Source organism: Acinetobacter sp. ANC 4169 (assembly GCF_002135355.1).
Taxonomy (GTDB): domain Bacteria; phylum Pseudomonadota; class Gammaproteobacteria; order Pseudomonadales; family Moraxellaceae; genus Acinetobacter.
The window spans coordinates 54,220-77,576 of sequence record NZ_NEGE01000011.1; the positions used below are offsets into that span (position 1 = coordinate 54,220).

Annotated in this window: 22 protein-coding genes and 4 tRNA genes; 8 read left to right on the top strand and 18 right to left on the bottom strand. The window is 42.0% G+C overall.

What is annotated here, in order from left to right; translation table 11 throughout:
- Nucleotides 1-8: 8 nt before the first annotated feature.
- The 8 genes from nusA to tpiA form a co-directional block, all read right to left on the bottom strand.
- A complete protein-coding gene (gene nusA, locus B9T26_RS09695; RefSeq protein WP_086199503.1) occupies nucleotides 9-1,493 on the bottom strand; it encodes a transcription termination factor NusA in 1,485 nt (494 codons plus the stop codon).
- 39 nt (nucleotides 1,494-1,532) lie between these two features.
- Entirely contained in the window at nucleotides 1,533-2,057 is a 525-nt protein-coding gene (rimP, locus tag B9T26_RS09700; protein ID WP_086199504.1) for a ribosome maturation factor RimP, read from the bottom strand.
- A 210-nt stretch (nucleotides 2,058-2,267) separates the two neighbouring features.
- Nucleotides 2,268-2,344 (bottom strand) — tRNA-Met (locus B9T26_RS09705).
- 200 nt (nucleotides 2,345-2,544) lie between these two features.
- Nucleotides 2,545-2,621 (bottom strand) — tRNA-Met (locus B9T26_RS09710).
- A 75-nt stretch (nucleotides 2,622-2,696) separates the two neighbouring features.
- Nucleotides 2,697-2,773 (bottom strand) — tRNA-Met (locus tag B9T26_RS09715).
- A 46-nt stretch (nucleotides 2,774-2,819) separates the two neighbouring features.
- Nucleotides 2,820-2,904, bottom strand: a tRNA-Leu gene (locus B9T26_RS09720).
- Between the two features lie 53 nt (nucleotides 2,905-2,957).
- Entirely contained in the window at nucleotides 2,958-3,287 is a 330-nt protein-coding gene (gene secG, locus B9T26_RS09725; RefSeq protein WP_086199505.1) for a preprotein translocase subunit SecG, read from the bottom strand.
- 13 nt (nucleotides 3,288-3,300) lie between these two features.
- A complete protein-coding gene (gene tpiA / locus B9T26_RS09730; RefSeq protein WP_086199506.1) occupies nucleotides 3,301-4,092 on the bottom strand; it encodes a triose-phosphate isomerase in 792 nt (263 codons plus the stop codon).
- A gap of 270 nt (nucleotides 4,093-4,362) precedes the next feature.
- Here tpiA and pilB point away from each other — a divergent pair, with 270 nt between their 5' ends.
- The 4 genes from pilB to coaE are packed head-to-tail and all read left to right on the top strand — an operon-like array spanning nucleotide 4,363 to nucleotide 8,794.
- Entirely contained in the window at nucleotides 4,363-6,075 is a 1,713-nt protein-coding gene (gene pilB, locus B9T26_RS09735) for a type IV-A pilus assembly ATPase PilB (RefSeq protein WP_086199507.1), read from the top strand.
- Between the two features lie 26 nt (nucleotides 6,076-6,101).
- Complete coding sequence (locus B9T26_RS09740) at nucleotides 6,102-7,328, top strand: type II secretion system F family protein (protein WP_086199508.1); 1,227 nt, start codon at nucleotides 6,102-6,104, stop codon at nucleotides 7,326-7,328.
- Entirely contained in the window at nucleotides 7,328-8,188 is an 861-nt protein-coding gene (locus B9T26_RS15900) for a prepilin peptidase (protein ID WP_086199509.1), read from the top strand. The genes B9T26_RS09740 and B9T26_RS15900 overlap by 1 nt, the downstream gene beginning before the upstream one ends.
- Nucleotides 8,189-8,203: 15 nt before the next feature.
- Entirely contained in the window at nucleotides 8,204-8,794 is a 591-nt protein-coding gene (gene coaE / locus B9T26_RS09750) for a dephospho-CoA kinase (protein ID WP_086199510.1), read from the top strand.
- 18 nt (nucleotides 8,795-8,812) lie between these two features.
- Here coaE and B9T26_RS09755 read toward each other — a convergent pair whose 3' ends face one another.
- The 3 genes from B9T26_RS09755 to B9T26_RS09765 form a co-directional block, all read right to left on the bottom strand.
- Nucleotides 8,813-9,730: a DMT family transporter gene (locus B9T26_RS09755; protein WP_086199511.1), complete on the bottom strand. Its 918-nt coding sequence runs from the start codon at nucleotides 9,728-9,730 to the stop codon at nucleotides 8,813-8,815.
- Nucleotides 9,731-9,765: 35 nt separating this feature from the next.
- Nucleotides 9,766-10,515, bottom strand: a complete 750-nt coding sequence (rlmB, locus tag B9T26_RS09760; RefSeq protein ID WP_086199512.1) for a 23S rRNA (guanosine(2251)-2'-O)-methyltransferase RlmB — start codon at nucleotides 10,513-10,515, stop codon at nucleotides 9,766-9,768.
- 130 nt (nucleotides 10,516-10,645) lie between these two features.
- The gene (locus B9T26_RS09765; protein WP_086174114.1) at nucleotides 10,646-10,969 is read right to left on the bottom strand and encodes a pyrimidine/purine nucleoside phosphorylase; all 324 of its coding nucleotides are present in this window, start codon (nucleotides 10,967-10,969) and stop codon (nucleotides 10,646-10,648) included.
- Between the two features lie 520 nt (nucleotides 10,970-11,489).
- On the opposite strand from B9T26_RS09765, the gene recN reads away from it, so the two are divergent.
- Nucleotides 11,490-13,151 carry a DNA repair protein RecN gene (recN, locus tag B9T26_RS09770; protein ID WP_086199513.1) on the top strand — a complete coding sequence of 554 codons (1,662 nt, stop codon included), beginning with the start codon at nucleotides 11,490-11,492 and terminating at the stop codon, nucleotides 13,149-13,151.
- 63 nt (nucleotides 13,152-13,214) lie between these two features.
- Here recN and B9T26_RS09775 read toward each other — a convergent pair whose 3' ends face one another.
- Genes B9T26_RS09775 through B9T26_RS09790 form a run of 4 tightly spaced genes read right to left on the bottom strand, consistent with a single transcriptional unit; the run spans nucleotide 13,215 to nucleotide 16,641 of the window.
- Nucleotides 13,215-14,198 carry a CsgG/HfaB family protein gene (locus tag B9T26_RS09775; RefSeq protein WP_086199580.1) on the bottom strand — a complete coding sequence of 328 codons (984 nt, stop codon included), beginning with the start codon at nucleotides 14,196-14,198 and terminating at the stop codon, nucleotides 13,215-13,217.
- A gap of 50 nt (nucleotides 14,199-14,248) precedes the next feature.
- A complete protein-coding gene (gene lpoB, locus B9T26_RS09780; RefSeq protein ID WP_086199514.1) occupies nucleotides 14,249-14,848 on the bottom strand; it encodes a penicillin-binding protein activator LpoB in 600 nt (199 codons plus the stop codon).
- Between the two features lie 13 nt (nucleotides 14,849-14,861).
- Complete coding sequence (locus tag B9T26_RS09785) at nucleotides 14,862-15,266, bottom strand: YcfL family protein (RefSeq protein ID WP_086199515.1); 405 nt, start codon at nucleotides 15,264-15,266, stop codon at nucleotides 14,862-14,864.
- Nucleotides 15,267-15,285: 19 nt separating this feature from the next.
- Nucleotides 15,286-16,641, bottom strand: coding sequence for a COG3014 family protein (locus B9T26_RS09790; protein WP_086199516.1), 1,356 nt, complete (start codon nucleotides 16,639-16,641; stop codon nucleotides 15,286-15,288).
- 385 nt (nucleotides 16,642-17,026) lie between these two features.
- Here B9T26_RS09790 and B9T26_RS09795 point away from each other — a divergent pair, with 385 nt between their 5' ends.
- Entirely contained in the window at nucleotides 17,027-17,581 is a 555-nt protein-coding gene (locus B9T26_RS09795) for a YqgE/AlgH family protein (protein ID WP_086199517.1), read from the top strand.
- Nucleotides 17,574-18,017 (top strand): Holliday junction resolvase RuvX, encoded by a 444-nt coding sequence (gene ruvX / locus B9T26_RS09800; RefSeq protein ID WP_086199518.1) that lies wholly within the window; start codon nucleotides 17,574-17,576, stop codon nucleotides 18,015-18,017. Before B9T26_RS09795 ends, ruvX begins: the two co-directional genes overlap by 8 nt.
- Before the next feature lie 645 nt (nucleotides 18,018-18,662).
- On the opposite strand, the gene B9T26_RS09805 is transcribed toward ruvX, so the two are convergent.
- From B9T26_RS09805 to B9T26_RS09815, 3 genes are read right to left on the bottom strand one after another with little or no spacing between them, the layout of a single operon-like run.
- The gene (locus B9T26_RS09805) at nucleotides 18,663-19,673 is read right to left on the bottom strand and encodes an HlyD family secretion protein (RefSeq protein ID WP_086199519.1); all 1,011 of its coding nucleotides are present in this window, start codon (nucleotides 19,671-19,673) and stop codon (nucleotides 18,663-18,665) included.
- A gap of 32 nt (nucleotides 19,674-19,705) precedes the next feature.
- Nucleotides 19,706-19,912, bottom strand: a complete 207-nt coding sequence (locus tag B9T26_RS09810) for a DUF1656 domain-containing protein (protein WP_086199520.1) — start codon at nucleotides 19,910-19,912, stop codon at nucleotides 19,706-19,708.
- A complete protein-coding gene (locus tag B9T26_RS09815; RefSeq protein ID WP_086199521.1) occupies nucleotides 19,905-22,001 on the bottom strand; it encodes an FUSC family protein in 2,097 nt (698 codons plus the stop codon). The genes B9T26_RS09810 and B9T26_RS09815 overlap by 8 nt, the downstream gene beginning before the upstream one ends.
- 475 nt (nucleotides 22,002-22,476) lie before the next feature.
- On the opposite strand from B9T26_RS09815, the gene B9T26_RS09820 reads away from it, so the two are divergent.
- The gene (locus tag B9T26_RS09820; protein ID WP_086199522.1) at nucleotides 22,477-23,253 is read left to right on the top strand and encodes an IclR family transcriptional regulator; all 777 of its coding nucleotides are present in this window, start codon (nucleotides 22,477-22,479) and stop codon (nucleotides 23,251-23,253) included.
- Nucleotides 23,254-23,357: the final 104 nt, after the last annotated feature.

Below are 23,357 nucleotides of genomic sequence, written 5' to 3' on the forward strand. Positions count from 1 at the left end.
ATTTCCTCCTAGTTAAACCATGATTCGCGCGCTTTCATAATAAGTTGACCCGCTTTTTCCGCACCTAAACCTTCAATATCTTCAATATCGTCAGTGGCTTGGTCAGCTAAATCATCTACAGTCACCACACCGCGGGCCGCAAGGGCATATGCGATTTCCTGTGTCATCCCTTGCATTGCAACAAGTTCTGCACTTGGATCTTGAATGTTTTCTTGTTGTTTTAACGCGTCTGCCAATGTAATTTCTTTCGCACGGCTTTGCAATAATTCAACAGTTTCAGCATCCAACTCAATTTCATCAAATGTTTCAGCTGGAACATAAGCAATTTCTTCTAGCGAAGTAAAGCCCATCTCAACCAAAGCCATTGCCAAGTCTTCTTCAATATCCAGACGGGTAACAAACATGTCGAGATATTGTTGAGCTTCATTTTGTTGACGTGCGTAGAATTCATCTTCGAGCATCATATCCAGTTTGTAGCCGGTCAATTCAGAGGCTAAACGGACATTTTGACCTTGTGAACCAATGGCACGTGCCAACTGATCGCTTGCTGCAAAAATGATGTCTGCGCTGTGAACATCTTCATCAATCACAATACTCGATACATCTGCAGGCTCTAAAGCACTTGCAATGTACTGTGCCGGATCGTCAGACCATACAACGACATCAATACGTTCGCCATTGAGCTCTGATTGTACTGCCTGGATACGTGTACCACGCATACCAATACACGCACCCACAGGATCAATACGGTGATCGTTGGTTTTCACAGCAATTTTAGCACGAACGCCCGGTTGACGTGCAGCTGCTTTAATTTCGATAATTTCTTCAGAAATTTCAGGAATTTCTTTCTTCATCAACGCAATCAGCATTTCAGGACGTGCACGCGACAATAATAATTGTGCACCACGGCCTTCACGATTCACGCTATATAAAATCGCGTTTACACGTTGTTTAGGACGAAGAATTTCTTTAGGAATCATTTCTTCACGAGCAAGATAAGCTTCCGCATTGTCACCCAAGTCAATAATAAAGCCATCTTTGGTTTGCTTTTTCACTTCACCATAGATGAGTTCACCAACTTTAGACTCATAGGCATCAGCAACTAAAGCACGTTCAGCTTCACGAATTTTTTGTACAATTACCTGTTTGGCAATTTGTGCAGCAATTCGACCGAAATCAATCGATTCCACTTCGAGTTCACGAATGTCACCAATTGACCATTGAGCAGGATCAACATCCGAAATGGCATCCTGACATGCAGGCATCTCGTGATCTTCATCAGCTACTACTTCCCATTGACGGAAAGTACGGTAATCACCTGTTTTACGATCGATTTCCACACGCAAACGTGCTTCTTCCGAGTGTGTACCTTCATAAAATTTCTTTTTAGTCGCAGCTACAAGCGCTTGTTCTAGCGCTTCAAAGATCGCTTCACGAGGTACACCTTTTTCGTTACTAACCGTTTCTACTACGGTAAGAATTTCACGTGCCATAAGTCACCTATTCGTTCAGATTCTTATTTATTAGATAAATTAATCTTGGTAAATCAAATTTGCTTTGTCGATATTATGACTATCAATTTCAAGGACTTGTTGTTTTTCAACTTCCACTTGAATGAGTTCATTTTCAAGATCAACAGCAATCAGTTTTGCTTGAAATTTACGACGGTTATCGACAGCACTAATCAGACGTAACGCAATTTGATGTCCAATATAGGCTGGCATTTGTTCGAGTTGAAAAAATGGACGATCCCAACCTGGCGAAGACACTTCAAGTGAATATTCACCAGAAATTGGATCATGCACATCAAGCATGGCACCGACTTGCTGTGTTACGCGCACACAGTCTTGTACGCCTATGCCACGGCCCTGCTCTAGCTCGCCTTCTTCATTCAAAACAGGCTGGGCATCGGTTTCATTTGCTTTATCAATATAGATACGCAATAAAGAACGCTTTCCTTGAGGAAGAAATTCGATTCCCCAAAGATCTACATTGCATGCTTGCACTGCAGGAGCGATTAGGTCTTGGAGTGCTTGAGTTTTATTTGATAGCTTCATTTACTCTCGTCAATATGGTGCGATTTAATGGTCGCGGTGACCGGTTCAGACTAACTCAACTATATTAGTAGTGAAACATGACGATTTGACCAATAAATGTCGGACACTACACGATAGCCAATAAAAAAGGGCGTAATCGCCCCTATTTACACAGAAAAACCAAAGTCCACTGTGCAAAAAGGCCCACCTTTTGTGAGCCTTTTAGAAACTTGGTAGCGGGAGCTGGATTTGAACCAACGACCTTCGGGTTATGAGCCCGACGAGCTACCAGACTGCTCCATCCCGCATCAACGTGCAAAAATTATATACAATCTACCGAACATTTTCAATTAAAAACTATTCAATGATTGCTTGATTAAGTTGCACCTTAATCAAAAGTGGTAGCGGGAGCTGGATTTGAACCAACGACCTTCGCCACTCTATGAAGAGCTGAGCCCGAAGAGCAAACAACTTTTCAATCAACAGCGTTCCTACACACTTAAAAACTTGGTAGCGGGAGCTGGATTTGAACCAACGACCTTCGGGTTATGAGCCCGACGAGCTACCAGACTGCTCCATCCCGCAACAACATTACAAAAATTAATCTCACCTTAAATATTCAAGGTGCCTATTTCAGTTTGCATCTAAAATAAGATTGATTGGTAGCGGGAGCTGGATTTGAACCAACGACCTTCGGGTTATGAGCCCGACGAGCTACCAGACTGCTCCATCCCGCATCAACAGATTTGCTGCACACACCAACTTATGTTCTGGATTACAAGTTGGTGCGGAAGGGGGGACTTGAACCCCCACGCCCGAAAGCACTACCACCTCAAGGTAGCGTGTCTACCAATTCCACCACCACCGCAGCTGTGTCGCATTCTAGTCGGATCAAACCCAAAAAGAAAGAACTAAATAGGTTTATTCACCAGTTTTTGGTGCAACTGGCGAAGTTTCAGGCGATTGAGTTTGTGCAGGAACTGTGGTTTGTACCGATTTCAAGCTGTAGGCATCGGTGGTTTGTTTCTTGGCAAACACCGCTAAACTTAAGCTCGTTACAAAAAATAAAGCAGTTAAAATTGCCGTTACACGGGTTAAAAAATTACCTGAACCCGAAGCACCAAATACAGTTGCTGCACCGCCACCACCAAATGATGCACCCGCATCGGCACCCTTACCATGTTGTACCAGAATCAATACAATCATTAAAAGGGCTAAGATAATATGTACTACCAGCACAAATGCATGCATGCTGAACTCCTAATTATTTTGTATTTGCAAAAGCCTGAGCAATTTTATAGAAAGACTCTGCATTTAAAGATGCACCACCAACCAGCGCACCATTAATATCTGGACAGGCAGCCAACTCTACTGCATTTTCTGGCTTAACACTACCACCATATAAAATCGCCATACTTACACCTAAAGGTGTAATTTGAGTCAAACCTGCACGAATTTTGGCATGCATCGCCTGTGCGTCTTCAGGTGAAGCTGTTTTGCCGGTACCAATCGCCCAAATGGGTTCATAAGCCACCACAATATTTTTCCACTGTTCAGCCTGAACAACTGCGGCAATATCACAGATTTGTTGCAATACCACCTGCTCTGCCTGACCATTTTCACGCTGTTCCAGGCTTTCACCTACGCAATAAATAATGGTTAATCCCGCATTTAAAGCATTTTTAACTTTTTCATTCAGGATCTGGGCAGTTTCAGCAAAAATTTCCCGACGTTCTGAATGACCGATCAGTACAAAGTCAATTTGATGATCTTTCAGCAACTCAGCACTCACCTCACCGGTATATGCCCCTGTTCCAGAAATACGGGAAACATCTTGGGCAACGCTATAAATGGGCCGGACTGAATCTGCTAATTCACTCTTCACTCCAGCTAAAGCAAGCATCGTCGGTGCCACACCTAAATAACAATCTTGTTCTTTAATTTCATTATTTTGCAATAATTTTTTAAAATCATTTACCCATACTTTGGCATCTGCTTGCATTGGGTTCATTTTCCAATTGCCGACAACCCAAGGAGTAATAGCCGAACCCGACATACAGTAACCTATTAAAAACAATTCATTAAACCGCGCACATTCTACACGGAATTCAGCATTTTTTAGATAATTTTCACCAGCCTTTTTTATAAGTTTGTTGTTTTTCAAAATTGCTACAAAAAAAACTTAGTCTTGTAATTACGACTGGTTCAAAGTTTTATCTGATATTAAGTAGATGACAACACTTTCAGATATGGTATTTTTATATAACAAAAGTATAATTTAATGATACCAATTATAAACAGATTGATTAAGCAGGCATATTAAAGCATGGCAGCATTACAAGGTTCACCAAGATTTACAGGTTTTATTCGGCGTTTAGTCGAAGATGGCTTAGTTTCTGCTGAAAATATGCAGAGTGCAATATTGAATGCAAAAAAAGCCAATCAAGATATTGTCCCTTTTTTAATTGATCAGTTGAAAATTTCCTCCCTGGATATTGCAGAAAAAATTTCTCAAGAATTTGGAGAACCTCTTTTTGATTTGAGTGCCTATGATTCGGCTCAAATTATCCGCGAAGGGCTGGATGAAAAACTCATTAGCAAACATTGCGTCTTGCCCATTTTCAAACGAGGGAATTTACTCTACGTCGCAACCAGTAATCCCACCAATATAGATGCCATGGATGCAATCCGCTTCAGTAGTAAAATGAATATTGAAGCGGTTATTGTAGAATATCCAAAATTACACAAACTGATCGAACAAAACTTCGCCCAAGCGGATAGCTTCGAATTCTCTGATGAAGATATCGATCTGGATCTGGAACAAGAAGATGTAAATAAAGCTAGCGATGAAGATGATGGCCCTCAAGGGGATGAAGCTCCCATCGTTAAATATATTAATAAACTGTTAATTGATGCGATTCGTATGGGCGCTTCAGATTTGCATTTTGAACCTTATGAAAAATCTTATCGTGTCCGTTACCGTATTGACGGTGTATTACGTCAAATTGCCAATCCACCTTTGCAACTGGCTACACGTTTGGCATCGCGTTTAAAAGTCATGTCTCAAATGGATATTTCTGAAAAGCGCTTACCTCAGGATGGACGGATTAAACTTAAGCTTTCAAAAAGCAAAGCCATCGACTTTCGTGTCAACTCTTTACCAACCCTGTTTGGTGAAAAACTGGTGCTGCGTATTCTGGATCCCTCCAGTGCCATGCTCGGTATTGATGCATTGGGTTATGAGCCAGAGCAGAAAGAGCTGTTTATGCAGGCCTTAGACAAACCTCAGGGTATGCTGCTGATTACAGGTCCAACAGGTTCAGGTAAAACCGTATCACTCTATACTGGCTTAAATATTCTGAATCGTGAAGACACCAATATTTCAACTGCCGAAGATCCAGTGGAAATTAACCTGGAAGGAATTAATCAGGTCAACGTCAATGCCAAAGTGGGCTTAACATTCTCTGCAGCGTTGAAATCATTTCTACGTCAAGATCCAGATATTGTCATGGTGGGTGAGATTCGAGATCTGGAAACTGCCGAAATTGCCGTAAAAGCCGCGCAGACGGGTCATATGGTCATGTCTACACTGCATACCAACAGTGCACCAGAGACCTTGACGCGTTTACGCAACATGGGCGTTCCATCCTTTAATATTGCGACCTCTGTCAACTTGGTGATTGCACAACGTTTAGCACGTCGTTTATGCTCACAATGTAAAGTGCCTGCAGATATTCCAGAACCCAGCTTATTAGAAATGGGTTTTACTGAGGAAGATCTTAAACATCCAGAATTTCAAGTATATCAGCCTGTAGGCTGTTCCGAGTGTCGTGAAGGTTATAAAGGTCGTGTCGGTATTTATGAAGTCATGAAAGTGACACCTGAAATTTCGAAAATTATTATGGAAGATGGTAATGCACTGGAAATTGCAGCAGCATCTGAAAAATCGGGGTTTAATAATTTAAGACGTTCAGGATTAGTTAAGGTTATGCAGGGGGTGACTTCGCTTCAGGAAGTCAATCGTGTAACCAGTGAATAAATGAAATTTAAAATAAGGATAAACGCATGGCTGTCAAAAAAGCACAGATGATGCCCACCTTCAGTTATGAAGGCATTGATCGTAAAGGGGAAAAACTTAAAGGGGAGTTACCTGCACGTAATATGGCACTTGCTAAAGTGACCTTACGTAAGCAAGGCATTACCATTAAACACATTCGGGAAAAACGTAAAAATATTCTCGAAGGGCTGATGAAAAAGAAAGTAACCACGCTGGATATTACTATTTTTACCCGCCAGCTCGCGACCATGATGAAAGCAGGTGTTCCCCTGGTCCAAAGCTTTGAAATTGTTGCAGAAGGCCTTGAAAATCCTTCCATGCGTGAAGTGGTATTAGGGATTAAAGGCGAAGTAGAGGGCGGGAATACTTTTGCCGGTGCCCTTAAAAAATACCCTCAATATTTTGATAATTTGTTCTGCTCCCTAGTGGAATCCGGTGAACAGTCTGGTGCTTTGGAGACCATGCTTGATCGCGTCGCAATTTATAAAGAGAAAAGCGAACTCTTAAAACAGAAAATCAAAAAAGCCATGAAATATCCAGCCACTGTTATTTGTGTTGCCGTAATTGTGACCATTATTTTGATGGTTAAAGTCGTGCCCGTATTCAAAGATGTCTTTAGCTCATTTGGAGCAGATTTACCGGCCTTTACCAAAATGGTCGTCAGCATGTCTGAATGGATGCAGAAGTATTGGTTTATTTTAATTTTAGCTGTGGGTGTTGCGATAACTGCATTTTTAGAAGCAAAAAAACGTAGTAAAAAGTTTCGTGATTTTCTCGATAAAGCCGCACTCAAAGCCCCTATTTTTGGTGACCTCGTTTATAAAGCCATTATTGCACGTTACAGTCGAACTTTGGCAACCACCTTTGCTGCCGGTGTGCCCTTGATTGATGCACTGGAATCCACTGCGGGCGCAACCAATAATGTGGTTTATGAAACTGCGGTCATGAAAATCCGTGACGATGTAGCTACAGGACAACAATTACAATTTGCCATGCGTGTGACCAATAAATTCCCTGCAATGGCAGTACAGATGGTCGCGATTGGAGAAGAATCAGGTGCTCTTGACAGTATGCTCGATAAAGTCGCAACACACTTTGAAAACGAAGTCGACAATGCTGTAGATGGCTTAACCTCCATGATGGAACCCCTAATTATGGCAGTGCTGGGTGTACTGGTCGGTGGTCTGGTGATTGCCATGTATCTTCCAATCTTCCAAATGGGTTCTGTGGTTTAATGCAAGAATTTATCGCTTATTTTATGATTAACCCAACTGCACTTTATCTTGCAGTTGGGCTTTTTAGTCTGTGTATCGGCAGTTTTTTAAATGTCGTCATCTATCGAACTCCCAAGATGATGGAGCAAGAGTGGCGACAGGATTGTCAAATATTGCTGCATCCTGAACAAGCCATTATTGATGAATCCAAACTGACGCTAAGCCAACCGGCATCTACCTGCCCGAAATGCCAGACTGAAATTCGCTGGTATCAAAATATTCCCGTCATCAGCTGGCTGGCCTTAGGCGGTAAATGCGGTTCTTGCAAAAATCCGATCAGTAGTCGTTATCCCTTAATTGAACTATTGACTGCACTATGCTCCCTGATCATTGTGGCCGTATTTGGCCCCACCCTGCAAATGTTGTTTGGTCTAGTTCTCACATGGACATTGATTGCACTGACTTTTATCGACTTTGATACCCAACTTTTACCTGACCGCTATACTTTACCCCTGGCAGCCTTGGGTCTAGGCATTAATAGTTATGGTATCTATACCAGTCCAAGTTCTGCAATCTGGGGCTACATTATTGGCTTTCTCTGTCTCTGGATTGTGTATTATCTGTTTAAAATCCTAACGGGCAAGGAAGGTATGGGCTATGGAGACTTTAAACTTCTTGCTGCCTTAGGCGCCTGGATGGGGCCATTTCTGCTGCCGCTGATCGTATTGCTCTCTTCTTTCGTTGGTGCAGTGATTGGTATTATTCTGCTGAAAATACGCAAAGAGAACCAACCTTTTGCATTCGGTCCTTATATTGCGATTGCTGGCTGGATTGCGTTCATTTGGGGTGAGCAGATTATGAAAATCTATTTGGGACAGTAATTTTTAGGTATATATATGACTTTTATCTTGGGTTTAACTGGAGGAATTGGCAGTGGAAAATCGGCTGCCAGTCAATGGTTTGAAACCCAGGGCATTATGGTAGTCGATGCCGATATTGTCGCGCGAGAGATTGTTAAAAAAGGCCAACCCGCTTTACAGCAAATTCATGCTGCTTTTGGGGATTGGGTACTTTTAGCAAATGGCGAACTGAATCGTCGGGCATTACGCGAACATATTTTTAAAGATCCAGATGCGCGTAAAATACTGGAAAGCATTACCCATCCCGCCATTCGCCAGTCGATTATTCAGCAACTCCATGCTGCGACCAGTCCCTATGTGATATTGGTTTCTCCCCTGCTGTTTGAAACCAACCAGCATGAACTGACTGATCATACCTTGCTCATAGATGCATCGATTGACTTGCAGATTCAGCGGGCTGCTATGCGTGATCACCAATCGATCGAGCAAATTAAAAAGATTATTCAGGCGCAAATGCCACGTGAGCAAAAGCGTAGTCTGGCAGATGATATTGTGCTGAATGATGGCCATCTTGAGCATTTATACAGCCATTTAAAATCGCTGCATGAGGCTTATTTAAAACGCTGAAATAAAAAAAGCAGTCGATTAGGACTGCTTTTTTTGCTGATCAAGTTGCTGCTGCAAGCTGTCTTTGTGAGCTATCCATCGCCACGGCTGCAAAGCACCAATCGCCATACCAATCAAGCCACAAATAATGGCCAGACTTAAAGGTTCACCCAATAGCGGTACTGCTAAAATTGCAGCCATAAACGGTGCCAAAGTCACGATACTTCCCGCCTTGAATGCGCCTAGACGTTTAATGGCTTCTACATAAGTCAATGTAGCCACAATCACCACAAAGATACCATGAAAAATTACCTGTAACAGTAAATGCATAGGCTCTGGTGCAGTTAAATTTTTTGGCAAAAACAGCAAATAAATCGGCACATACACAATTGCCGACCAGATGGCAACGCCTGCCATAGAATGCCATGCAGAGAGTTTCCATTGCCTTAACAGCACGGTAAATACACCCCACCAGATTGCACTCAACAAAAACAGCAGGTCGCCAAAACCAAAAGCCACGCCTGTTTCCTGATACATTAAAAAGCTCATCGCGCTGATCGCAGTCAGCATAATGCCCAGACTGATCCAGGTATGTTTATCAAAGGGCTGTTTAAACAGAAAAAATGCAGCAAGCGCTGTACACAAAGGAAGGCAACCATTTAGAAAAATGGCGGCATGGGCTGCAGGCACGTAATGGAATGCGCTGTATGAGGTCAGACAATATCCGACCCCGCCGATCATTGCCAAAATAAAAGGCTGTTTTTTCCATAAAAAAGCAGTGTCTTTTTTATAGAGCAAAATAGGCATCAAAATACAAAATGCCAAGGCAAAACGTAAGGCGGTGATATCCCAGGCACTAATTCCCCACTGGGCATTCAGACGGGAAGTAATGGTAAATCCCCCCCAAATACACATGGTAATGGCGACATAAAGATAACCTTGAGACCGGGGAGACATAGCAAACAACTTTTAAATTTGAAGGAGAAAAATAATTACACGTTACGTTGACGACAAGCTTCATACAGTGCCATCCCTGTGGCAACACTGACATTTAAGCTTTGCAAGTTTCCTGCCATTGGAATATATACAGTCTGATCACATTGCGACTGGGTAATCGGGCGTAAACCTGTATCTTCAGCCCCCATCACCACACAAACGGCCGTCCCGGTAAAATCAAATTTATCCACTGCTAAGGCTTTTTCATCCAGCATAGTTCCGACTACACGCACATTAAATTCATCTTTGATGTTACCCAAAGTACGCGCCAAATTGGTCACCTGAATAAACTTCACCTTTTCTGCGCCGCCGGCAGCCACTTTACGTGCAGTTGGTGTCAAGCTGGCGGAACGATCACGCGAAACCACTACTGCTTCAACCCCCATGGCAGCAGCTGTACGAATACATGCGCCCAAATTATGAGGATCGGTGACCTGATCCAGTGCCAGCAAAAGTGCCTGAGGATTTTGCTTGAGCACTTCATCCAGATCCTGTTCATTCAATACCGGATGTGGACGTACAGCAGCAACCACACCCTGATGAAAAGGCTGACCTGCCAGTTTTTCCAGTTTGTCGCGACTGGCTTGCTGCACACTAATGCCAAAAGGTTCAGCTAAAGCCAAGACGTTTTTCAAACGCTGGTCATCACGACCTTTTAACGTAAATAGAGTCAATACGCGCTCAGGCTCGAGTTCTAATAATGACTCCACTGAGTGAACGCCATAATAATATTCTGGTTTTGCCATGAACGGCCTCTAAAATCTATGGTAACAATACAAAAAGAAAAATCCTGCAAAGCAGGCTTTACAGGATTAACGCTTGAATCTAGTTTAACCGATTCAAGTTAAAATTTCTTTGTCTTATCTGGGCTAATGCCTAGCCTTCAAAATGACAGACATAATCGAGGACTTCATCGGTCTCGATTTTAAAGCGGCTATTGCCTGGTACATAAAAAGACTGGCCGGCACGGAACAATTCACTTTCGATTTTGTCTCCAATTTGTACACGGCATTCACCTGAAATGATTTCCATACGTTCAGGTACATGGGTTTGGAAGGTCAGTGCCTGTTCAGTTGGCAAAATCACCCCTAATGTTTTTTTTGTGCCATCTTCAAACTGTACGGTATGACTGATACATAAGCCATCGAAATAAACATTCGACTTTTTGACAACCGAAACGTGATCAAACTGATTTGACATGCGTATTCTCCAGATAATGCGCATTTATAATTTTTGCTCGAGCTAGTTTAAAGCTGAGCATTCAACTAATCAATCGCTGTTTCATACAGCTAAATCAATATTTTTCAAATTTTTACAAATATTGTTGTTTCTGTATCAGTGAAAAATGAATGCCGTGTACATGAATAGCGATAACCATGAAATTATAAGCCCAAATGATGGATAATGTTTCCCCGACCAAAGGCTAATAGTGGGGTTGTGATTCTGTCTTAGATCTTCAAATGTCACCCGATTGAAGTTTTGAACAGTTTCAAGTTGTGCTGATTTAGATAGATTGGTGACTCAAACATCTATCTTTTTTAATAACATGAATTAGCAGAGCAGAAAAATGATCGGCAATCTTGAACGGCGAGTTTCATGTTCACAGCCAATATAGGGTAAGATATTGATGTTTTAAGTCCTTTTAAAATAAAAGCTGTCTTGTGACCAAAACAAAATTTCACTATCTTAGACTAAAACTTTTCGCAGCTTGGATGCGTTTATGCTGACACATTTAACTCTGATCAATTTTGCTTTAGCCGATCATCTAGCCATTGATATTGAACAAGGTTTCAATGTCTTGACCGGTGAAACAGGTGCCGGTAAATCGTTATTGCTGGATGCGCTCTCAGCCTGCCTCGGTGAACGTACCGACACCAATTATGTCCGTTTCGGCTCAGATAAAGCCGATGTGACTGCTATTTTTAGCTATCAGGAACAGAGTCCTGAAGCCGAATGGTTAAAAGCACATGAGTTGGATGATGAATCGGGTGAAATTCATTTACGTCGGGTCATTTTTGCCACTGGTCGCAGTAAGGCATGGATTAATGGCCGTCCAAGCAGCCTGTCTGAACTGAAAGAAATTGGCCGCTTACTGGTACAGCTTTATAGTCAGCATAGCCAGCAACAACTGCTCGAACCGCCTTATCCAAAACACTGGCTCGACCGTTACAGCAATTTTTATCAGCCAGCTCAAGAGGTACGTGATGCCTACAGCACATGGCAAAAAGATATTCGCCAGCATCAGGCAGCTTTAGATGCGCAAGCCACACGCAAACAGCGTATTGAAACTTTAGAGTTGCAACTGGAAGAACTCGAAGAGATTACCTCAATTGACTATAAAGAGATTGAGCAGGAGTTTGACCGCTTAAGCCATCATGAACATATCATGCTGGACTGTGGCAGCAGTTTAAATGTGCTGGATGAAGCGGAACAGAATATTACCCAGGAACTGTCTTCCATTATTCGCCGCCTGGAGTCACATTCTGGACGTAGTGAACAGCTTGCCGAAATCTATAATTCACTCATCAATGCACAAAGTGAAATTGAGGATGCAACGGCAAATTTGCGTCAGTTTATAGATCGTCAAAGCTTCGATCCGGAACGGATGGAAGAACTGAATACACAACTGGAAGTTTTCCACCGTTTGGCCCGTAAATACCGCAGCCAGCCAGAAAACTTGAAACAAGAATATCAGACCTGGCAGGCTGAACTTGAGCAGTTGCATCAGCTTGAAGACCCTGAAACATTGGCCGAACAGGTAGAATTGTCGCATCAGGACTTTATAGCCAAAGCACAACATTTAGATGAGATTCGTCGTAGTGCAGCGGTTCCTTTAGCCAAACATCTGACTGAACAGGTAAAACAGCTAGCTTTACCGGAAGCCTATTTTGAGTTCAAATTTGAGCCTCTGGAACAAGCCGGTGCTGAAGGTCTCAGTTTTATTCAATTGCTGTTTACTGCGAATAAAGGAATTCCACCGCAACCTTTGGCCCGTGTAGCATCTGGTGGCGAACTGTCACGTATTGCCCTGGTCATGCAAGTCATGAATGCGGAAAAAACCGAATCGGAAGTTTTGGTGTTTGACGAAATTGATGTCGGTATTAGTGGCGGTACAGCAGAAATGGTCGGCCGTTTACTGGCAGATCTGGCCCAGCATGTACAGATTTTATGTATTACCCATCAGGTCCAGGTTGCAGCACAATCGGATCAGCATCTTCTGGTGAAGAAACGTCAAACCGATCCAGCCAGCAGTACCATTCTCAATCTTTCCGAAGAACAGCGTATTGATGAACTGGCACGTATGACCGGTGGAGTCGAGATTAATGATACGACCCTGCAACATGCCAAGCAATTACGTCAACTTAAGTTTCAACAGGTATAAAAAAGCCAGTACATGCTGCACTGGCTCTGGACTTCAATGTGAATCAGTTCATTTAATGACGACTTACCATTTGATTGGTTTTTCACTCGACCCCGGGGTCATGTCATAGGTTGGAGTAAAACCTGTCTCTTGATTCTGATAAGATGCAGGTTGTAGTTTCATCCCAACCAACACTTCCCGGCTCAAACTTTGCGCAATTTTATCTGTGCTTGAGTCATTCAATGAATTATTCAGCATGTTTTGGATTGCATTATCTGCAATGACACGATTGAAGGTGCCTGCTGCAACAACTTTGCTGGTATTTGCCTCAATAACCCGCCAGGTTAAACGTACTTGATCTGAACCTTGATTCAGACCATACATGTCTTGACCATTGGCAACCGAGACATTGTTGATACGGCCCACCAACAAATAGTCTGCACCCACTTTCTGACCTATACGTGCCAATTCTTGCGGTGCACCATCCCAGTATAAAAACTCATTTTCAGACTGCATTTCGCTTAAATAATGACGATCCACCAAGCTCAATTGACCCGTCTGGGCCAAATAGATACCCAACTGATCAGACAATTCTGATGCAAAATCTTCTGCAGAATCCACTTTGGCAGAACGGTTATTTTTTTCGTAAAATTGAAATGGCAGCACAGCAATGCGGCGTAAATGCTGATCCTGAACGGATGACTGGTACTGCACAACATGCGCACGTACTTTCGCACGGTAGTTGTTTTTTGATCCGGTCACGCTGAGCACCTGGAATTTAGTGACCGATCCTGAACCCGTATTATCTACGCTAAATACTGGAGAAACTTTACCAGCATACGTCCATTTATTATTGGAAACTGACATATTGACAGTGGTTTCATAATCTACCCGTGAGGAAACAGTCGCACCATTCACCGATTGAACTGCAACCAGCAATGCTTCTGAAATAGCTTGATGCTGGGTAGCGCCACTACCCGACGCTTCTTTGACTACTTCTTTTAATGCTGCAAATGCAGAGCTGGTCGCACAGCCAGCCAGCAATAAGGCTAAAAATATTTTATTCATCATTATTATCTTCTTAAGCAACTGTGCAATTGCACAGTTGCGTATTTGAATTATAAACCGAAGGCCGCACGTTTCGACGATTTACGAATTTCTTTCTCGCTGGTCCATTCCACAATGCCCGTTTGTACATTTTGAAGTTTTAAAGTAAATTTGTAATACACATCACTTTTACCCCCTGCATTTTTAACAATGCTCGACAGGTTTCCGTTTAACATATATTCAGCGCCAATATGACCACCGGCTTTTACAGAGTTCGCTTGGTTCACCAATCCACTTTGCTTTTGGTATGCCAACTGTTGAGCTAATGCATTGGCAGAAGTCATATCTACAAAACGGAATTTACCTGAATTGATGAGTTTGTTTTGAATGGTGTCAGTGATTGACTCGGTATCAATATGTTCTTGAGTTTTGTTACGTATGCGGTCAACAAACATCACTGGGCGGCGGTTTTGAGTCAATTGAACAATCACCGGAAAGGTCAACATGTCATCAACCATTTTGTCCGCAATCATCTGCAAATCGGTAGAACCGAAATCTTTAGTTAAGGTTTCAACTGACTGCGCATCTCCATAACTGACGTTATTCGTAGCACAACCGCTCAATACCAAAGTGGCTAAAACTGTAGTAGCCAGGGCTAATTTTAATTTCATGGAAAATTTATCCTTAATCTTTTCTTAAATAAACAACAACATCAACAGCAGATGGGTTAGGTGCAATAGATTGAACAGTCTTTATTTCACGGCCTGTTAACTGAATCGGCTTCCAGCGTGAACCTTCCGGATTGACTTCAAAACCGTTTGCATCCACCCAAACAATTTTGTATTCAAAATTACGGCTCACAAACCAGCGGTCTTTGATTGCAATCGACGCTTTTTTCAAATCGCCAGCGTATCCCATATTGATCCGATCAACGGCAATTTGCGTGACCAATTTTGGATTATTGCTCACGGTTTTTACGCTATAGTTGCCATCTGCCGCAGTTTGGGTAGATAGTGAATTGGGTGCTGTACAAGCAATGAGCGAAGCAGCTAAAAGGCTTGCTACCCCCAGTTTTAGATATATTTTCATCAATTACGCTCTTTTAAAATTAACGAGTTACAGCACTTACACTGGCTGAAATTTTATTATTTATATCACTGACATAAACAAAAACGGTTTGGTTTGGATTTGCTTCAACATTAATTGTTGGGCTGGAGGACTGTTGTCCCATAATTTGCAGATTATGTTTTCCTGGACTCACCTCAAAACGTGCCACCTGTGTATTACTTGGCAGTGTCGACCATGCTCTTAAATCGGCACGTTCAGTGGCAACATTCATTAAGTTTCCAGCCAGCTGCCCTAAAGATCCCAATTGCTGGCCCAATTGTTGTTGCATTACATATTTTGTCGTTGCCCGTACAATCTGACTGGTAACAGTACTGATGGTTTGTTCTTTCAAGTTTTTTACTGCCAGAGCACCAATATCACTGACCAGAGCACTTTGCTGCACTTGTCGATCACCCAGCTTAATTTTTAAGCTTTGCGGAGGCACATAAGTACTCGGCTCATAGGTGGCAAATGCAATATTAACCAGTCCATTTGGCATGGGAAAAGCAAGTTTATTTTCGATCTTTTTCGGTACCGTGCCCTGTTCAATAAACACAATGACAGGTACTGATTTCGCATTGTTACTTGAGACTTTATCAACACGGGTCACATCTTTGGCAACGTTTGAATCACCTTGCAATTCATAAGCTTTTTTAAAGTCTACCAAGGCATTGTTATAATCGCCTGTGGCTTCCCACAAATTAGCGGCCATGTAAAAAGCATAACCATTTTGATAGGTATTTTTAATTCGGCCTGCAATTGGATCCAAACCAGCAAAAGCTTCATCTAAAGTTGAATAATCAATTTGTTTATTGATATTCTGTTTTTCTTTTTTCTGAGCAAACTCTTTCTCGTGCGCCAGTTCAATTTCTCGCTGAATTTGCTGTGCAACACGCATTTCCACCCCTGCGGCTTCACTATCATTCAGCGCAATATAATTTTTTGCTTGAGAAATATGTGCTAAAACCTGCTCATAAGGAGGAACCAAATAAGGTACTACAGACTCATTACTGACCATCGAAAGGGCTTTGAATCCCATACGGGTTACACTAATTTTACTTCTGTTGTTTTGCTGATCGATCAATTCAAATGCCTTTTTATAAATATCCAGGCTTTCTTGATACTGTTGATTGACCTGTAAAATTCGTGCCTGCTCTAAATAATATAAAACCGCATCTTTAGAATTTTTCTTGCTGTCAAACTTCGCCGCTACGGATGAATTAAGTTCCGCATTTAAAGAACTTCTAAAAAGAGATCCATCTTCTTCATAAGTTCCAAATACCGCTGCATGTGTTTCTAAAGCGAACAATGAAGTAAGACATAAAGTAATAACTTTCTTGTTTATTTGAATCGACATAATAATATTCAACTTACTTTTTTATTACACACATAATACAAATCAAAACAATTTGGATCAAATCAATATTTTTCTATAAAACATATAATTATTTTGACTAAATTAAGATATTTTAAATATTGGCCACAAAAATTGTAAAAATGAATAACAAATCAATATTTTATTAAGTTTTGTTAAATCAAAATCGATATTTCAATGTTATTTTTATCTCAAAATAAGATTTTAAGCGCGAAAAAAACATAAATTTATATATTCAACCTATAATTCCTTATAGAAATTTATAAGGTCAATGTTATAGTCAAGAAAGCTCTACATATAGAGTGACCGCTACACCAAATTTAAAAATATTTTTCAAATGATGGACTAAAGGCTCGGAGACGCTTAGGTGACTAAACAATATCTGACACATCGCTGTCTCATTGCACCTCCTGATTTAGCCGATGATTTTTTTGCCAATACGGTGATTTATTTGGCACGCCATGATGAAGACGGCGCTCAAGGCATTATCATTAACCGCCCTTCAGGTCTTTCAATCAAAGAATTGTTGAATGACCTGGAAATTGAAGCAGATAATGTCAATCCCCATGCAGTTTTGCAAGGTGGACCGCTGCGCCCTGAAGCCGGTTTTGTGCTGCATACCGGTCAGCCAACTTGGCATTCATCCATTGCGGTGGGTGAAAATGTTTGTATCACCACTTCTAAAGATATTCTGGATGCGATTGCGCATAATGAAGGTGTAGGACGCTACCAGATTGCCTTGGGTTATGCCAGCTGGGGTAAAAATCAACTGGAAGCAGAATTGGCACGTGGTGACTGGCTCATCTGTGATTCAGATATGGATTTAATTTTTAATTTACCTTATGACGACCGCTGGGATGCTGCCTATAAAAAGATGGGTGTCGACCGAACCTGGTTGTCATCAGAGATTGGACATGCCTGATTTAACACAACCGCACATGATTATGGCATTTGATTTTGGTACCCAAAAAATGGGCATGGCAGTGGGTCAATCCATGCTTGAAAGTGCCAATCCGCTTGCCCTGTTTCCCATGAAAGATGGCATTCCGAATTGGGATACTTTGCTGAAAATTGTCAAACAATATCAACCCACCTTATTTCTCGTCGGTTTACCGCTAAATATGGATGATAGCGAATCGGAACTTTCAACACGTTCGCGTAAATTTGCCCGTCGCTTGCGTCATCAAACCAATATTGAAACCTTGATGGTGGATGAACGCCTCACCACCCGTGAAGCACGCGATGAACTGGATCATTACCAAGCTCAAGGTCGCGCCAAAAAACTGGCTGCAGACAGTATTGCAGCAGCGCTGTTTATAGAAAGCTGGTATCGAAATCCTGAAGGTGTCGCACCGTAAAGATAAAAAACATCTTTTAGAATAATGCCAGTCCGTTCAATAATTGACTGGCATTATTAGGGTCTGTTGACAATTCGTCTATGTTTGCGACGACGAGTATTTTTTAGAGGATACTAGGCATGAACTACAAAATTTAGTTATTCTAAATGCGTAGTTCATAACGACGTAGCGTCAAAAAATACTCTAGTCCCCAAGGGTTGTGGCTAAAATTATCTCAAACTGCGTCATGAAATTTAAAAATGGAACCATCATTCTTTGCATTTCATTCCTTGTTTGCTCAATTTTAGCCTACAACGCAAGCCATTTATGAAATGTCAACAGACCCTATTATAAATTCAGCATTTTGTTTGATACACGGAAACGTCATCCGCAATTGTTTGAGGCATGAGGTGCATTGCACCGCAAGATTAAAAAGTGGTTGTTTCTGCGATACATTCTTTAGTTGATGGTAATGGACGAGTTTTGCGGATGACAAATGGTTTTGGTTACTTTTGCCAAAACAAAAGTAACATACGAGCTCCAAAAATTTGATTTAAGGAAGTAAGACTCTGTCATGAACCAGTTAGAAAATTAAGGAGTTGTTATCAACTCCTTAGATCAGCATTAATCTCTCGTATGCTTTTTTTGAAATGAACAAGGCTAAATTTATGGCTGATCTTTTTTCTCAATATGCACTGTTGCAGTACGTCCTGCCACAAAGGCCAACTGGTTCTTCGGCAATTCATCAATCATGATTTTCACCGGAACACGCTGTGCCAGACGCACCCAGCTAAAGGTTGGATTTACATTGGCAAGTAATCCTGTAGTCGTGGTACGTTCACGGTCCTCAATCCCGGAAGCAATGCCCTGAACATGACCTTTTAGTTTTTGCGAATCGCCCATCAACTGGATGGTTGCCGGAGCACCGACATAAATTTTATCCAGTTTGGTTTCTTCAAAATAGCCCACTACATAGAGTTGCTGACGGTTTAACAGTGCAGCCACCGCCTGCCCCACTTTGACATAATTACCTTCCTGCAATTCAAAGTTAGACAAGGTGCCGTCCGCCGGTGCCACGACTTCGGAACGGTTTAAGTTCAGTTCGGACAGGTGCAGATTACTGGTCGCGACTTCAATCAAGGCTTTTTGCTGCACAATATTGGCTTTGGCCTGTTCAATCGCGGCAAGTATTTGCTCATGTTCGGCATGTGACTGATCACGCGTTGCAAAGATCTGATCCTGTTCTTGTTTTGAAATCGCACCGTCCATTAAATTGGCATAGCGACTGGCATTTTTATCCGCCAGATTGCTATTGGCTTGGGACTTCACCACATTGGCTTTGGCCTGTGCCAATTCTGCTTCGGCAGCCGCCAAACCGGCTTTAGCTTTAGACAAGTCTGATCGGGCTTGCTCGACATCCAGAGCTTGACGGGCAACATCAATTTTAAACAGCACCTGACCTTTTTTGACCGTCTGGTTATCCTGCACCAACACTTTCGTGACCAAACCGGAAACATCTGAAGAGACTTGAATCACATCGCCACGTACCCGTCCATCACGGGTCCAGGGTTCAGAATTGTAATAATCCCAAATATGTTTTACTGCCAAAATTGCAACGACAGCGACCACAGCAAAGAGCAGCGGTCGGACGACTTTACGCAAGTCTAAAGATGTCATGGAAAAACCTCATTCATTTCAAAAGATATTGCTTAGCCCAAGCAGACAATAAAACCCCAATGCACCAGCCACAGCAGCACCAGATAAACACAGAAATAAAAAATATTCGGCAGCGGAATCCAGCCCTGCTCCACAAAACGGTCGAGCATGCGCATCAATACACGCAGTAAAACGTAGGCCAGCACTGCCTGAATTAGCAGAATCGGGACATAAACCCCATAGACATTTAACTCACCCATGGGCTACTTCTCCAATTGCTGTGTATTCATTGGACTGTGCCGTTTCATGACACAAGCTGCTGCGAATATTGTTTAAGGACATCTGAATCCGCTGGGAAATTTCAGTATGATCCAGTTGCTGTGCCTCTTTTTTTAATGTGCCAATTTTTAAAATGACCTGCTGATGAAGCTCTGGAAGCAACTGGTTTTGTGCATTTTCTTTGGCACGGAAATAGTCATCCAGACGTTGTTGCAGATCTTCCAGATTGGCCACAATGGCTTGATCCGAATCAAGTCGGTGCATCAACTCTTGCAGACGGGTCAGATCAATCACTGCACTGGTTTCCACCAGCGCCAAATTAATCTGGGTCTTTAATTTTTCTGACTGAACCATCTTGGTATTCAATACCCCAATCCGGTCTAGCATACTGCGCAGATGAATCCGGAACTGCACACCGTAAGGAATATATAAAGCCTGACGAATTGCCTTGTAATGCAGTGATAAAATCCGCTGTACCGTGATTTCAGGGGACATCGCCCGAACCAGATGAATGATATAAATTGAAATGATCGGTCCCAGCACAGAACCAATGGTGGCATCAAAGAAAAACACCTGATCCAGCGTATAACGGTTCTGCAAGTTCAAGCCCATGATGGTTCCCATCAATGCGGGCAAGGCAATTCCAGTCAGTGGTGGATGCGGAAACATCATCAGGCAATAAATCACAAAAGGTGCCAGTACCAGTGCCAATTCCCAAAATGAGCTGACATGCGGAAAAATGCCGTAAGCATAAATAAACACCATCAGCCCTGCATAAATATTGCCGCGCACAAACATCTTCAATGCCGGTACTGGATTATCCATAGCCGTCAAAATACAGGCACTGATGGCCGCCATTTCAGCCATCATAAATCCGGCTTTCCAGCCACTTAAAATCCAAAATCCTGTAGCAATGATCACGACCATAAAAGCGGAAATCCCGCCCCGTACCGCAACCCCATGGTCACGGTGTAAATTAGGATAGGTCGTAGTCAGTGGCGTTACGCTTTCAGGTAGTGAAGCATCGCCTTGTTGAATGCGTTGCCAAATCAGTTTGATGGCACGGATATTTTGAATGAAATGACGAATATCCATTTTCAGGCTGGCCAAAATCACCTGCTGTTCAGCAGGTGCAGCAGCCATCAAGTCGGTAAAATCTTGCTCAAAATTGTCAGGTAACAGATTTAAAGTCTGTTCCTGAATGTCTTGATCATCTTTTAAAAATGCCGCGCTATGATCATGTATGGCTTGAAGTTGAGCACGATATTGACTGTCGATTTGATCCAATTGCTTGATCCGTTCCGCCATTGCCACCAGATTTGCCACCAGCATGCTCAGTTGATGCAACATTTCCTGTAACGGCTTGGTCATGCCCTGCAAGGTGGATTTTTCATAAGCCAAATGCACCGCCATGACATGAATTTCGGCAATATCACGGGCAATCTGACTGAGTGCGCTACTGTAATTTTCCAGTTTGGATGGGTTCAGCAAAATCTGGTCAAACAAGTCTTTGGTGTCTTTAAACGTTTTAGACACCTTTGAGGCCACGGCTGGTCCAATATGCAGCGGAAAAATTGTCGTGGTCACGATGGCACTACAGACCACCCCGACCATAATCTCTAAAAAGCGCCCCACGGCCATATCAAACATCGAGGTTGTGTCGATGTTATAAATAATGTTGTAGCTGATAATTACGGTGGTATAGCCCGCAAGCATAAATACATAGCTACGCGGAGTTCGATCGAGCATCGAGATATATAAGCAGCCACCTACCCAAGCGGCCAAAAACAAAGTAAACAGCCACGGCGTGTTGATGAGTAGCGGAGTCACCACCACCGAAACCACAGCCCCCAATAAAGTACCCAGTGCACGATATAAACTTTTCGAAGAAGTCATCCCGGAAAAAGGATTGGCGATGACAAAGACTGTCCCAATCGCCCAAATGGGATAAGCCAAGTTCAGTGCAAAAGCCACATACAGCGCAAGCATGCCTGCCAGAAACGTTTTAATCGCAAAAATCCAGTCCATCTTGCTGGGACGAAATGCGAGTATTTGTTTGGTAAGCAACATGGGTTGATCTCAAATTAGGGTTTATGCCTTCTTCCTAATTTTTAAATGACGACTACAAGGCACGATCTACCTGGAAGATGGATCGTGTAAAAATAGGCATGTTTCAACATGTCATCAGAGATGAGTGTCATTCAAAATGAATGGAGAAGATTCCACATCATCCTGTTGATGCGGAATAAAACAGGAAAACAGTCAACCCAGAAAGGTTAAAAATTCATCATTAGATATTTAATTTGAGTATTTTTTCAAATAAAACACATCAAGTCAACAATAATATCTTATTATGATAATAAGACATAAATTAATAAGATCTATTAAATAGATATTGCCTTATTTTCTCAGCTTAAATGAAAAATATTTTTAGCTACCAACAAATCCAGCATTAGCTTAACAAAAGCCCTGCTTTGCCTATTTATTTGTTATAAAGTAATACTCATTCATTTCTTTTTTATATGCTTTGACCAAGCAGGTACTTATGGCACTTTCTAGTTTTGGTAAGATTCTCACCGTTTTAGATCTTTTTTCGGTGTCTCGTCCTATCATTAATGTCGATATCATTAGTGAGGAATTAGGACTCTCTAAACCCACAAGCTACCGTTATTTAAAAGAATTGGTTTCAGCAGAATTATTGCAGCGCTTAAGTGGTACCTCAGGTGACTACACCCTGGGTTCTAAGATTGCAGTCCTGGATTATATTTCCCGCACCACAGATCCCTTGGTGCAAATCAGTATTCCATTTATGCAGCAAATTGTAGAGCGCACTGAATTCGGCTGTCTGCTCACGCATTTAAATTACGATTCATGTATCGATATTCATCATGAACTGTATAAAGATCTGACCACGCTGATTTATGGCCGTGGTTGTCCTCGCCCGATCTATAAAGGTTCCTCTGCCAAAGTGATTTTGGCGCATTTACCTAAACAGCGCATTTTGGATTACTACCAGCGCTTTGCCAGCGAGCTGTCTGAAGTTGGATTTGCGCATAACGAAGAAGAGTTTCTGTTGCAGATGAAGCAGATTAAAAAGCAGGGCTATTATTTCTCGAGTGGAGAAGTTGATCCAAATCTGGCCAGTCTTTCTATTCCAGTGAAATTCTCCAGCAAGGAACCGCCTTTGGCCTTGACCTTATTGGGTTCTAGAAACCGCTTTGAATTTACCAACTTCCAGAAGTTGATTGAAATTTTACAAGACAATGCCAGTTTGATTGAAAAGAAATTTATGGCCTTGACCCATCAGGAAGACACATTTTAATTTGAGGAAATGTAATTTATTTTAATGTAAAATATATTGAATTTAACAATATATTCTCATAATATGATTATTGTTCTTCAGCATTCATTATTCCATGATAACGT